The following is a 12366-nucleotide window of genomic DNA, read 5'->3' as shown; positions in this document are numbered from 1 at the left end:
TTTTTCAGGCCGTGCGGCCGAGATTCAATGATTGCGGCCCGGTGTTCGATGTCCGGCCCTGGGCGCCGTAGGTGGCGGTGCGGGCTGTGCGATTGTTCAGGTCCTCAGCCACGGCCGCGACAATGCCTTCGGTGATCGTCTTGGCGGCGATAACGGCGCTTTCGTAACGTGCCAGAGTCTTATCAAACAGTTCCGTTGCTTCGCGCAAAGCGTTCTTTTCATTGGCGGAAATGCCGTTGAGCAAGCTGGGATCGGCCTTGATGCGGGCGGTTTCCAGCCGGTAGAGGTTCGACAGGGAGCGCGTTTCCTCGATGCCACCCACCAGATCCTGGGGGCGGTGGGCTTCCAGCACGGCGGTGTCGCCGGCCAGGCGCTCGGTCAGGCGCTTTGTCAGGGCCAAAAGTTGAGTGGCGCGGTCGGAAGGGGTCTGTGCGGATAACATGGGACTATGCTGCGCCCTGAAGCTTAAGGAGTTCTTTCTGCATCATGGTGGAAATGCCCACACCGCCGCGTTTCGCCATCTGGTCGGCCATGGCGCCGATATAGAAGGAGCGCATGGCCTCTTCGCCGTGGCCGCCGCCGAACGGGCCGTCGGTTTCCAGGCCTTCGAACATGGGCGCCAGAAGCTGCGACAACACCATGGATTCGAACTCTTCGCCGAGCTTGGCGTTGCTCTTGCCAGAGCTTGTGGCATTGACGGCGCGCGTCATGGCTGCGTCGGCGCGGACGGTTTCGGCGTTTTGCAGGGTGAGAAGCGCGGTCGTATCCATTACATCACCTGAATTTCGGCCTGGAGGGCGCCGGCGGCCTTGATGGCCTGCAGGATGGAGATCATGTCGCGCGGCGTGACGCCCAACGCGTTGAGGCCGGCGACCAGATCCGACAGCGAAGCGCCGCCGCCGAGCTGGATCAGGCGCTTGCCCTTTTCTTCGTCAACATTGATATCGGTCGCCGGAATGGCGGCGGTCTGGCCCTGGCTGAAGGGCGCGGGCTGGCTGATGTCAGGCGTTTCATCGACGCGGATGGTGAGGTTGCCCTGGGCGATGGCGACGCGCGACAGGCGGACATTTTCGCCCATGACGATGACGCCGTTGACCTCGTCGATCACCACCTTGGCCACTTCGTCGACATCGACACTCATGGCTTCGATCTGGGTGACGAAGTCGACCATCTTGGTTCCCGCCGGCGGCTTGATGGCGACGGTCGTGGGGTTCTGCGCGATGGCCGAGCCGGGGTATCCACCATTGATCGCCGAGGCGATGCGCTTGGACGTCGTGAAGTCCGGATTGCGCAAGGTCAGGCGCAGCCACGGCATGGAGTTGAAATCGAAATTGGTTTCGCGCTCGATGATGCCGCCCGAAGCGATGCGGCCTGAGGTCGGCACGCCCTTGGTGACGGATGATCCCGATGCCCCGCCGGCCGAGACCGAACCGGTCTGGACGGTGCCCTGCGCGACCGCATAGGCTTCGCCATCGGCGCCAAGCAACGGCGTGACCATCAGCGTGCCGCCGAGCAGGCTCTTGGCGTCGCACATGGCGGACACCGAGATGTCGACCGGCGCGCCGGGCGCGGCGAAAGGCTGGAGCTCGGCGGTGACCATGACGGCGGCGGCGTTCTTGGTGTTCAGGTTGCCGTCGCGGATATTGACCTGCAGGCGCTCCATCATGCTTTCCAGGCTCTGCATCAGCATGGGGCAGTTACGAACCGTGTCGCCCGTGCCGTTCAGGCCGACGACGATGCCATAGCCGACGAGGTGGTTGCTGCGGACGCCTTCGACATCGACGATGTCCTTGATGCGCGAGGCCGACTGGGCCGAGGAAGCCATCAGCAGACCGCCAAGTGCGGCGGCCGCGATGGCCGCGGTGCCCAGCAGGGGCGTCAGAAGCGTCAGTTGGCGAGCACGCATAAGCAAATCCGTCGGTTAACCATACTCGCACGGACAAGCGAGTTTCGTGCCAGTTCAGAAGGCGAAAATTATTTAATTGAATCAATTTCTTATATTTTTCGGCGCCAAGCATGGTAAAGGTTGGGAAAATATTGCCGGGCCGTTAAGGCTTCGCTTACCCGCGACCGGCAATATTGTCCCTCTGTGATTGCGTGGGCGAGAATGCCCGTCGAGTAAAGAATAGGCGCGCTGATCTAAACGATGTTTACCGTAGGTCAGACTATGACGATGAAGATCAATTCGGCGACCGGCACAGGCATGGGCCCCGTTTCAGGTGGCGTGCGTCGAACGGGTGACGGCTTTTCCCTGAACAAGAGCGGTGATGCGCAAAAGACGGCGGGACCGGCCCAGGCTTCGGCCGCGCTGGGCGCTTTCGGGGTCGACGCCTTGCTGGCGCTGCAGGCCGAAGACAACGTCATGACCGGCCGGCGCCGTCGCCAGATCAAGCGGTCGAACGACATTCTCGACGCCCTGGACGACGTCAAGGTCAGCGTCCTGTCGGGCACGATCGACGACGAGGCCCTGCTGCGCCTGCAGGGCCTGATCGCCCAGCATCGCGAGGACATTGAGGACCAGAAGTTGCAGGGCGTCCTGAATGAAATCGAGACGCGCGCCTTCGTCGAACTTGCCAAGCGAAAATTGATGTAATTTCCTGGATGCTGCGGGGATGTTTCGACATGAGCGTCCGATGGCATCCGAAACCCGTCTGAATCTCGATAAGCAGTCGCTTTTTCTGCGCCTGGACGGCGACCGCTCACGGCCGGCGCTGTTGCTGCTTCACGGCTTTCCATCGTCATCGTACGGCTTTCGCCATGTCATTCCGCGTCTGAGCGAGCAGTTCTTCGTCATTGCGCCCGACATGCCGGGATTTGGCGAGACGGATCCGTTGCCGGACATGGGCTTTTCTGCCATCGCGGCGCTGCTGGAAGCCGCCCTCAACCATCTCGGCGTGGAAAAGCACTTCATCTATCTGCACGATTTCGGCGCGCCGGCAGGGCTTACCCTGGCCATGAAGCGGCCGGACCGGGTGCTGGGCCTCGTCATTCAGAACGCCAATGCCCACCTTTCGGGTTTTGGGCCGCAATGGCACGATACACGCGCCTTCTGGCGGACGCCGACGCCTGAAAATGAAGTGACTGCCACCGCGCATCTGACCGCCTCGGGTATCCGGGACCAGTATACCCTGGGCCTCCCTCCGGACCTCACCGGGCACACCTCCGCCGAGACGTGGGAAAGGGATTGGGCTTTTATGCAGCGTCCCGGCCGCCTCGAAGCGCAAAGGGCGCTCATCCGGGATTATGGACGGTATGCGGATGACTTTCCGCGCATCCAGGATTACCTGCGCGAATACGCGCCGCCGGCGCTTCTGCTGTGGGGGCGGCACGACGCCTTTTTCGCGCTCGACGAGGTTCTGAGCTGGATGGAGGACCTGCCGCGAATGGAGGCCCATATCTTCGACGGCGGCCATTTTCTCCTTGAAACACATGGGCATTCCGCGGCGGAACTGATCAACGCATTCGGGCGGCGATGCCTTGCCGGCGATCCGGATTCGGCCTGGGGCGAGGACCTTCGCGGCGATTGAGCGAAAACTTCTCAACAAATCGCTTCACAGGTTAACCGGACCGCACTATAAGCCGCGCAAATCCGGCGTCGCGGACATCGAGACGCGACCGGGCTATGGTACTGTTTTTGCTGCGGGGCCTGTCAGGTTCCCAATCCCGTACTGGTACGGGACGGGCCGTCACCCTGCCAAGAAAGTTTGGCGTCGATCATCGGGGGTCCAAGAGCATATGTCCGAAACCGCACCGGTTACGAGTACAACAGGGTACCGTCCTTCCGAGGGCGAGGAGTACATGAACCCCAATCAGCTGGCTTACTTCCGCGCCAAGCTGAACGCCTGGAAGGATGAGATCCTCCGTGGCGCCAAGGAAACCGTCAACATCATGCAGAAAGAGACCGAGAACCACCCTGACCTGGTGGATCGCGCCTCTTCGGAATCGGATCGCGCGCTGGAGCTGCGCACCCGCGACCGTCAGCGCAAGCTGATTAGCAAGATCGACGAAGCGATTTCGCGCATCGATGACGGCTCCTACGGCTACTGTGAGGAAACCGGCGAACCCATTGGCCTTGGCCGGCTGGAAGCCCGTCCTACGGCAACGCTGAGCATCGAAGCCCAGGAACGTCACGAGCGCTCGGAACGCGTCCATCGCGACGACTAATTAGTCAGTAAGTACTTACTGACTAAAAGTCTTTGAAAAACGCGCGCTGCGGCGTATGGGGTGTCACCGATTTATTGTGACATCAGAGACTCGCATTCCATGACCGTCAAGGTTCGTTTCGCCCCGTCGCCCACCGGCCGCATCCACGCCGGTAACGTCCGCGCCGCGCTCATCAACTGGCTGTTCGCCCGTAAGCACGGCGGCGTCTTCGTCCTGCGTATCGACGACACCGATCTCGAGCGCTCGACGAAAGAGAATGAAGACCTGATCGAGACCGACCTGAAGTGGCTGGGGCTGGAATGGCAGGAGCGCTTTAACCAGTCCAAGCGTTTCGATATCTATCAGAAGGCTGCCGATCACCTGAAGGCCATCGGCCGTCTTTATCCCGCCTATGAGACTGCCGAGGAACTCGACCGCCGCCGCAAGGTGCAGCTGTCGCGCGGCCTGCCGCCGGTCTATGACCGCGCTGCCCTGAAGCTCACGGGTGAAGAGCGCGCGGCGCTGGAAGGCGAGGGCCGCAAGCCGCACTGGCGTTTCAAGCTCGACGGCAAGCGCGTCGCCTGGGAAGACCTGGTGCGCGGCCACTGCGAAGTCGACACGACCTCGATGTCCGACCCGGTGCTGATTCGCGAGGACGGCCTGTTTCTCTACACCCTGCCGTCGGTCGTTGACGACTTGGATATGAAGATCAGCCACGTCATCCGCGGCGAGGATCACGTCGCCAATACCGGCACGCAGATCGAAATTTTCGAAGCCCTGGCGGACTTCTTCGGGGGCCAGCAACTGCCGACCTTCGCGCACATGACCCTGCTGGTCGGAGCAGATGGCGAGGGGCTGTCGAAGCGCCTGGGTTCACTTTCGGTATCGCAGATGCGCGAAGACGGCCTCGAGCCACTGGCTATCGTGTCGCACCTGGCCAAGATCGGCACCTCCGATCCGCTGGAAGCCGCGCCTTCGCTCGAATCGCTGGCGGCGCTTCAGGACTTCGACAAGATGGGCCGGGCGCCGGCACGCTACGACTTCGACGACCTGATGCGCCTCAACGCCGCCGTCATCCAGGCCATCCCCTATGCTGAAGCCAAGCCGCGCCTCGAAGCGTTGGGGGCGGATCTCGGTGAATTGTTCTGGGATACGGTCCGTATTAACCTGCACAAGTTCGCGGAAGTGAAAGAATGGGCCAATATCGTCTCGGGCGATATCACGCCGAAGATCGAGGACGCGGCCTTTGCCGCCAAGGCCCTGGAACTGCTGCCGGCTGACTACGGCCGCGACAGCTGGCAGCAGTGGTCGGGCGCCATAAAGGAGGCGACGGGGGCCAAGGGCAAGGCCCTGTTCATGCCGTTGCGCCAGGCTCTGACCGGCATGGATCACGGCCCCGACATGGGCGCCTTGAGCTTCCTGATCGGACGTGACAAGATCGCCAAAAGGCTGCAAGGCGCCTGAATGGGAGACAGTGGAAATGCGTAAGGTCTTCAGTGGGTTTTGCGTATTTCTTCTGATGGCGGCGTCCCATGCCCATGCAGGGGGCGTCGATGATCTCGGCTGGCTGGCCGGCTGCTGGACCATGAGCAAGGACGGCCGCGTGACTGAGGAAACCTGGCTCAGGCCTGCGGGAGGCATAGCCGTGGGCGTCGGCCGCACCTTGCGCGACGGGGCTTTGCGCCAATACGAATTCATGCGCATCGATGTGCAGAATGGTGCGCTTACCTTTACGGCCATTCCGTCGGGCCAGGCCCAGGCCAGCTTTCCCGCCATAAGCCAGACAACCAGCGAAATCGTCTTTGAAAACAAGGCGCACGACTTTCCGCAGACCATCACCTACCGGTCGCCGGGGCCGGACGCACTTTACGCGGCGATCCAGGGACCGGTAAACGGCAATCCACGCACCATCGAATTCACCTACAATCGCTGTGAGGCCAAATGATCAAGCACCTGTCCATCCTCGCCCTGTGCCTGGCCGCGTCCGGCGCAAATGCTCAAAGCGACTATGAAAAGTCGCGCGCGACCGAGGCCTATGCGCCGGTGCCTGCGGCGGTGAGCATCAACAACGGCGTGCCGTCCGACGCGGTGGTCCTGTTCGGCGGCGCCAGCCTCGACAAGTGGGAATCGGTCAAAGGCGGCGCGGCCGGCTGGACGGTTGCCGACGGCGCCGTCGAGGTCAAGGCGGGAACTGGCGACATCCGCACGAAGGACTCCTTCTGTGATGTCCAGCTGCACGTCGAATGGCAGACGCCGACGGCCGTGACGGATAAAAACGGCAAGCCGCTGGAAGGCCAGGCGCGCAACAACAGCGGCGTCTTCCTGCAGGAGCGCTACGAGGTCCAGGTGCTCGATTCGTACAAGGCCGACACCTACACCAATGGCCAGGCGGGCTCGGTCTACAAGCAGGGCGTCCCGCTGGTGAACGCATCGAAGGCGCCGGGCGAATGGCAGACTTACGATATCATCTACACGGCGCCGAAATTCGACGGCAAGACGTTGAAATCGCCCGGCCGCATAACCGTGCTGCACAACGGTGTGCTGGTGCAGAACAATTTCGAGATCAAGGGACCGACCGCCTGGATCGGCAAGCCGCCCTACGAGGCGCACGGTTGCGCGCCGATCAGGCTTCAGGACCACGGCAATCCGGTGAAGTTCCGCAACATCTGGGTGCGCGGCCTGTGAGCGTGGTCATCTACCACAATGGCGAATGCGGCACGTCGCGCAACGTTCTCAACGCCTTGCAGGTGGCGGGCTATAAGCCTGTCGTGGTCAACTACCTGACCGAGGGCTGGACGCGGGCGCAGCTGCTGGGCCTGTTCGCCGCCGCTGACGTCACGCCGCGTCAGGCTTTGCGCGAAACCAAGTCGCCGGCCGAAGATCTCGGCCTGCTGGACGTCGGCGTCAGCGACGAGACCCTGCTGTCGGCCATGGTGGCGCATCCGATCCTGGTCAACCGGCCGTTCGTCTGTACGCCAAAGGGCGTACGGCTGTGCCGTCCGTCCGAAAAGGTGCTGGAACTGATCGACGTGCCGCCGGGCGTGGTCCTGACGAAAGAGGACGGCAGCCCTATGAGTGCCGGCCGTTAGCCGACTCTACGAGTATCGATCTGCAGGTCCTGGCTGTTCATGCGGACAATCGCCGGCAGGACCTCCTCGACGCGGTCGACGGACGTATAGGTGTGCCGGAAGTTCGACGGCGTGAACTGGGCGGTCAGCGTATGTTCGATCAGGTCGAAGAAGGGCTGCCAGAAGCCGTTGATGTTCAAAAAGACGATCGGCTTCTTGTGCAGGTCCAGGCGCCGCCAGGACAAGAGTTCGACGACCTCTTCCAGCGTGCCGACCCCGCCCGGCAGGACAACAAAGGCGTCCGATTCCTCGAACATCATCATCTTGCGTTCGTGCATCGAGGTCACGACGCGGGTTTCGACCGTATCGTAGAGGATTTCGCGTGAACGCAGGAATTGCGGCATGATGCCCAGCACCTGGCCGCCGGCGTCATGGGCGCCGCGCGCCGTTTCGCCCATGAGACCGACACCGCCGCCGCCATAAACCAGGCGCACGCCGGCGCCGGCCAGGACCTGGCCCAGATCGCCCGCGGACTGCTTGTAGATTTCGTCATTGCCGAAGGAGGAGCCGCAATACACACATACGGACTTAATGTCGGACTTGGAAAGAGGCATTTTTACTTTGACCTGAAACACCGTTTTTGGGAGTTAAGTGTAAGCCCGTCCGGGGCTTTTCGGAAGCAATATACCGCGCAACCATGAAAAAGATGTCTCTGCCGCTACGGTGGCTACTGCTGATCTTCGCGTTCACCGCGATCGCGGCCTGCCAGCGCGGGCCGGAGGCGGCGCGCAAGGATTATGCCGAGGCGCTGAAAGCGGAAGGTTATGCCGCCGCGCCGGTCATTACGGCTGTGGCGCAAGGCGGGCCGGGCACGTTGGTCATCACCGGCCAGGCGCAACCCGATGGCCGGGTGCGGGTCCTTTACGGTCAGCAGCGCGCCATCGGCGTTACGGCCGACGCCAGCGGCAGGTTCACGGCGGAACTGCCCGCCGGACCGGAAGGCAGCGTCTATGACCTGTCCACCGAGGACAATGGCCGGCTTATCCATGCCGAAGGGCGTCTGTTCGTGCCGCCGGGGCAGCCGGCCAAGGCCGTGCTGCTGCGGCCAGGCACCTCCAGCCTGCCGGTTGCGCCCCAGGGGCTCGGCATTGCGATCGTCGACTATGATTCGGCGGGCGCCCTGGGGATTACGGGGCGCGTGGGGCCCAAGGCGGCTTTGGACGTACTGGTCGACGGAGAGATTCGCGCGCAGCCAACCGCGCGGGCGGACGGCGTGTTCACCGCCATGACCCAGATTGCACCGCCGGGTGTCGAGGCACGGACCGTCAGCCTGTCGGCCGATGCGGCCAGCACGTCATGGAAACGCGACGTCGCGGTGACGAAGCCGGGCGCGGGCGATCGCGTGACGCCGATCCCGGAGGGGTGGCGCATCGACTGGACCCTGCCGGGAGGCGGCACGCAGACGACTCTTGTTTTTTAGCGCTCATTTTTTTTGCGCTCAGGCGCCGCGCGGGCTCGCGCGAACACGCGCGGCGGCCGGTCGGCCTTGCCTCGGCTTCTGCCTCGGAAATTCTTGAATGTGCAAGAAGGCGCTTAACGCCTACATCATCTCGTCTTGCTTTTGCTTCGTCGATGAGAACAGCTTCTTCAGGAACTCGGTCACGCCATGACGCTTGGCCTTGCGCGACACGGCGTCCTCGCTGACCAGCCAGGCGATCTGGACAACGCGGCGCTCGCCTTCGAACGGCTTGTGGCCATGCCAGGAATTGTCGAGGCGGGGGAAGGCGATGAAGTGGCCATAGCCCGGATTGACTTCCTGGGTGCCGGGACCGTCCTGATCGGGGCCTTCCAGGAAACGCAGGTTACCGCCGCTGGCGCCTTCGCGGTTGAGATAGATGAGGGCTGACGCCAGCTTGTCGGCACCGTCGGTATGCGGGCGGCCGTCCTTCAGCGCCGACCATTTGCGCACCGTCACCCAGGTTGGCTTGCCCGTCAGGTCGACGCCCAGCTTTTCACCGACGGCTTTCGCGAACTCCGGCCCGCGCACCTCGGCCAGCAGGGCCTTGAAGGCCGGGCCCATGGGAAAGTCTTCCGGGCGCATGAAGCCGGTCTTGTTGATCTGCGGGAAGTCGCGCTCGATCTCGTCCTGCGCGTCGGGCGGCAATATGCCTTCGCCGATCAGGTTGCGAAACGGATAGTCGGAAGCCGGTGTGGCGGCGATGGCGTCATAACGCAGCATGGGCAGGCACTCTTAACGAAACGGTCTTTGCCCAATATAGCACGCGTTGCCATGATCACCAGATGGCACATGAAGTTGGTTGTGCGTGCTGTTTCGCAAGTGAATTTCGCCTTATGTTGCCCTTTGCAATTGTTGTGAGTGCACTTGCTATAACTACGCGATTTTATGGATTAATTATCCATAACGGCCGCCAAAATATTGCACGTGCATGGATGGAGCTTGCAATATGGCAGCGTTAGATTGGGAGATATTTGATGCTGGATGACCGTGACCGCCGCCTGCTGGCCTGGTTGCAACGCGACGCCGACATGCCCTTGAGCGATCTGGCGGAACGCGTTCATCTGTCGCCGTCCGCCTGCTCGCGCCGGGTCGCGCGGTTGAAGGAGGAGGGCTATATCCGCCGCAGCGTGGCCGTGCTCGATCGCGACAAGATGCAGGTCCCCACGACGGTTTTCGTCATGATCAAGATGGCGCAGCACAAGGCCGACTGGCCCGACCGGTTCCGTGAATCCTTGAGTGACATCGCCGAGATCGTCGAAGCGCACCGGCTGGCCGGCAGTCTCGACTATCTCCTTAAGATCGTCGTTGGCAACATGGCGCATTACGACACGGTCTATAAGCGGATCATCAGCCGGATCGAACTCCTGGACGTTTCCTCCTGTATCTCGATGGAGACGCTGAAGGACGATCCGGCGCTACCGACCGCCTACGCGTGAGCTAGATCTTATCGGTATCGGGCTCGAGGTGAGCGTCGACGACCGGGGGCGCGTCAGCCGGCTCGACATAGTCATAGCCGCCATCCATGGCCTCGAGGTCATTGGTGCCGGCGGCGTGGCTGATTTCGGGCGGAGTGATGAGGAAGAGGGCGGCGCACACAGCGATCAGCACCATGGCGAGAAAGGCGAAAAAGCTGCCGGACAGGACGGGGTTTTTCATGGTGGCGACCTTAAGAAAACCAGTGACGGGGAGGCGGTTATCCGCTTCGGCTGGTTGTCATTCTGGGTTGCGCCACGCTAAGGGCGAAATAGCGCCGATAATGCCGCCCGGTAAAAAGCGCGCACAGAAAGCCGCTAATGCTTTTCTTGCTTTTTAAAGGCTGGCCTTTGCAGGCGCCGCGGCGGCTTCGACGCTGACGGAGGCAGCGGCATCCATGGCGACCGGTTCACCGGCGGCAATTTCGCCGTCCGTCAGCAGACGGGCTTCGACGACCGGCGGGGCGTTGGCGGGTTCAACCGAAACATAGCCGCCGTCCATGGCGGCGCCCGGCAACGGATGTCCGGCGGCGGCGTGGCTTGAGGGGGCGGGGGAGGTAAAGGCGATCGCCGAGGCGACGCCGACCAGAACCAGTCCAAGAAAGGCCGCAAAGCCCTTGTTGAGAGTCGCTGTTTTCATGACGCACTCCAGTACGCAAGAACGGTGTTCTTCGTACGGAACCACGTCGCGGGTTTACAAAAGATGAACGCCGCCCAAGGGCGGTTATTCATGTCGACAATGTCGGAAAGAAACGGTGGCTCCCTGAGCTGGACTCGAACCAGCGACCATTCGATTAACAGTCGAATGCTCTACCAACTGAGCTATCAGGGAATGCTTAGCCGTGTTGAGGAGCGGCGTATAGCAAGGCTCCCGCCCATATTGCAAGCTGAAAGCTGAAATTTATTCACAGCTTTCCAAATTTTCCTGAAATCCCACCCCGAAACGAAAGCCAGCCTTTAAACGAAAGCCAGCCTTAAACGAAAGAAAGGCCCGAAATAGCTTCGGGCCTTTGGAAGTTTGGTGATGGTGGGTGTCTTCAAAAAAGCAAAGACACCCTGTTCATGAATGATTTGCCTTAACGAGGGGTAAATATTTCTAGACTTCGGATAACGCCGTCACTTTTGTTTCTCAGCGGGGCCGATGGTTTCGATTTCATCGGTCAGAATGCCCATGCGCCAGCTGTCCGGGACGCTATCTAAAGCCTCGACCGTGTCTATGCCTTCGACGCCGTTGGTGTTTTTATTATTGCCCAGGAGATAGATGTCGCTGCCGGCGTCGCGGAAGCGCTGTTGCAAACGATTTGGATAGCCCCAGGCCAGCCAGGCGAACTTGCCCGGCAGGAAGACCGTCGTATTCCGGCAGGCCTTGGGCATGTGGCCGCTCCAGCCCAGGGCAAGGTAGCTAAGGGCGCAGCTTTTCAGCGTCTTCTTGCCGAAGGCGCGCATGCCCGGGGCGATTTCGCGCAGCCGTGCCACCGGCCTGTCGCCGCCATAGGCCGACAGGCGCGGGCTCATCAGATTGTTGGCCTTGAGATAGGCGACGAGCTTGTCGGCCTCCGTTGGGTCGTTGCTCTTGATGTTGATCAGGAAGCGCTTGTCAGGGAAGGCATCGAGTACCTGTTTCAATGACGGCATCTGGCCCTTGAACTTGCCGCGGAAGGGATAGGTCTTGCCGCCGTCGGCCGTGTAGCCATGACCGATGTCCAGGGCCTGAAGTTCCGCGAGGGTGTGTTCGCGGGTGACGCCGTGGCCCTCGGTGCGGCAGTCGACGGTCCAGTCGTGGAAGACGGCGAACTGTCCGTCCGTTGTCGGATGGACGTCTATCTCGACAATGTCGGCGCCGGCGTCGAAACCGGCCTTCATTGACGGCAGGGTGTTTTCAAGGAGAGCATGCGTGGACGGCAGCATGCGGCTGGCCGTGCAGGTGTCGCGGTTCAGGTTCGTGCGGTCGTACCGCTGGTAGACGCCGCGATGCGCCAGGATCGTCCGTTGTCCGGACGGTTTCGGCGCCAGTTCTGATGAATTGATGACAAACAGGCCTACGGCCGCAGCCATGAGGCCGCCGGCGAACCAGAAACGCTTTTGCATATAATATCCCCTCGCGCCGGCTCTTCAAAAGCCGTCGCCATATCGTGCGCCCCGATGCGGGCACAGTGCCGCACGC

Annotated in this window: 17 protein-coding genes and 1 tRNA gene; 9 read left to right on the top strand and 9 right to left on the bottom strand. The window is 61.8% G+C overall.

All coding sequences use genetic code 11. The features are described 5' to 3' along the window. Positions 1-4: 4 nt before the first annotated feature. Genes J2X24_RS05380 through J2X24_RS05370 form a run of 3 tightly spaced genes read right to left on the bottom strand, consistent with a single transcriptional unit; the run spans position 5 to position 1906 of the window. On the bottom strand, positions 5-442 hold the full coding sequence (locus tag J2X24_RS05380; protein WP_209717699.1) for a flagellar basal-body protein FlbY: 438 nt from the start codon (positions 440-442) through the stop codon (positions 5-7). 4 nt (positions 443-446) lie between these two features. Further along, positions 447-770, bottom strand: coding sequence for a rod-binding protein (locus J2X24_RS05375; RefSeq protein ID WP_209717696.1), 324 nt, complete (start codon positions 768-770; stop codon positions 447-449). Then, complete coding sequence (locus tag J2X24_RS05370; protein WP_209717694.1) at positions 770-1906, bottom strand: flagellar basal body P-ring protein FlgI; 1137 nt, start codon at positions 1904-1906, stop codon at positions 770-772. Before J2X24_RS05370 ends, J2X24_RS05375 begins: the two co-directional genes overlap by 1 nt. A 261-nt stretch (positions 1907-2167) precedes the next feature. Between J2X24_RS05370 and J2X24_RS05365 the strand changes: the two genes are divergently transcribed. From J2X24_RS05365 to J2X24_RS05335, 7 genes are all read left to right on the top strand, one after another. Then, positions 2168-2593 (top strand): flagellar assembly protein FliX, encoded by a 426-nt coding sequence (locus J2X24_RS05365; protein WP_209717691.1) that lies wholly within the window; start codon positions 2168-2170, stop codon positions 2591-2593. Between the two features lie 40 nt (positions 2594-2633). Further along, entirely contained in the window at positions 2634-3527 is an 894-nt protein-coding gene (locus tag J2X24_RS05360) for an alpha/beta fold hydrolase (protein WP_209717688.1), read from the top strand. Between the two features lie 208 nt (positions 3528-3735). Continuing rightward, positions 3736-4164, top strand: a complete 429-nt coding sequence (dksA, locus tag J2X24_RS05355) for an RNA polymerase-binding protein DksA (protein WP_209717685.1) — start codon at positions 3736-3738, stop codon at positions 4162-4164. Between the two features lie 99 nt (positions 4165-4263). Next, the gene (gltX, locus tag J2X24_RS05350; protein ID WP_209717682.1) at positions 4264-5607 is read left to right on the top strand and encodes a glutamate--tRNA ligase; all 1344 of its coding nucleotides are present in this window, start codon (positions 4264-4266) and stop codon (positions 5605-5607) included. A 16-nt stretch (positions 5608-5623) separates the two neighbouring features. Further along, positions 5624-6088 (top strand): DUF6265 family protein, encoded by a 465-nt coding sequence (locus tag J2X24_RS05345; protein ID WP_209717679.1) that lies wholly within the window; start codon positions 5624-5626, stop codon positions 6086-6088. After that, entirely contained in the window at positions 6085-6828 is a 744-nt protein-coding gene (locus J2X24_RS05340) for a 3-keto-disaccharide hydrolase (RefSeq protein WP_209717676.1), read from the top strand. The genes J2X24_RS05345 and J2X24_RS05340 overlap by 4 nt, the downstream gene beginning before the upstream one ends. Then, positions 6825-7232 carry an arsenate reductase family protein gene (locus tag J2X24_RS05335; RefSeq protein WP_209717673.1) on the top strand — a complete coding sequence of 136 codons (408 nt, stop codon included), beginning with the start codon at positions 6825-6827 and terminating at the stop codon, positions 7230-7232. The genes J2X24_RS05340 and J2X24_RS05335 overlap by 4 nt, the downstream gene beginning before the upstream one ends. On the opposite strand, the gene J2X24_RS05330 is transcribed toward J2X24_RS05335, so the two are convergent. Further along, a complete protein-coding gene (locus J2X24_RS05330) occupies positions 7229-7825 on the bottom strand; it encodes an LOG family protein (RefSeq protein WP_209717670.1) in 597 nt (198 codons plus the stop codon). The two genes, J2X24_RS05335 and J2X24_RS05330, sit on opposite strands and share 4 nt — an antisense overlap. Positions 7826-7908: 83 nt before the next feature. On the opposite strand from J2X24_RS05330, the gene J2X24_RS05325 reads away from it, so the two are divergent. Next, on the top strand, positions 7909-8691 hold the full coding sequence (locus J2X24_RS05325; protein WP_209717668.1) for a hypothetical protein: 783 nt from the start codon (positions 7909-7911) through the stop codon (positions 8689-8691). 120 nt (positions 8692-8811) lie between these two features. Here the strand turns inward: J2X24_RS05325 and J2X24_RS05320 are convergent, their stop codons facing one another. Next, the gene (locus tag J2X24_RS05320; RefSeq protein ID WP_209717665.1) at positions 8812-9450 is read right to left on the bottom strand and encodes a 2OG-Fe(II) oxygenase; all 639 of its coding nucleotides are present in this window, start codon (positions 9448-9450) and stop codon (positions 8812-8814) included. 254 nt (positions 9451-9704) lie between these two features. On the opposite strand from J2X24_RS05320, the gene J2X24_RS05315 reads away from it, so the two are divergent. Further along, positions 9705-10166, top strand: a complete 462-nt coding sequence (locus tag J2X24_RS05315; RefSeq protein WP_209717662.1) for an Lrp/AsnC family transcriptional regulator — start codon at positions 9705-9707, stop codon at positions 10164-10166. 1 nt (position 10167) lies between these two features. Here J2X24_RS05315 and J2X24_RS05310 read toward each other — a convergent pair whose 3' ends face one another. The 4 genes from J2X24_RS05310 to J2X24_RS05295 form a co-directional block, all read right to left on the bottom strand. Further along, on the bottom strand, positions 10168-10386 hold the full coding sequence (locus J2X24_RS05310) for a hypothetical protein (protein WP_209717659.1): 219 nt from the start codon (positions 10384-10386) through the stop codon (positions 10168-10170). A 153-nt stretch (positions 10387-10539) separates the two neighbouring features. Further along, on the bottom strand, positions 10540-10842 hold the full coding sequence (locus J2X24_RS05305; RefSeq protein WP_209717656.1) for a hypothetical protein: 303 nt from the start codon (positions 10840-10842) through the stop codon (positions 10540-10542). 116 nt (positions 10843-10958) lie between these two features. Continuing rightward, positions 10959-11034: transfer RNA gene (locus tag J2X24_RS05300), tRNA-Asn, on the bottom strand. Between the two features lie 284 nt (positions 11035-11318). Continuing rightward, complete coding sequence (locus J2X24_RS05295; protein WP_209717654.1) at positions 11319-12290, bottom strand: glycerophosphodiester phosphodiesterase family protein; 972 nt, start codon at positions 12288-12290, stop codon at positions 11319-11321. Positions 12291-12366 lie beyond the last annotated feature (76 nt).

The organism is Asticcacaulis solisilvae, assembly GCF_017875235.1.
Classification (GTDB): domain Bacteria; phylum Pseudomonadota; class Alphaproteobacteria; order Caulobacterales; family Caulobacteraceae; genus Asticcacaulis; species Asticcacaulis solisilvae_A.
This window is presented reverse-complemented; position numbering and strand designations above follow the sequence as displayed.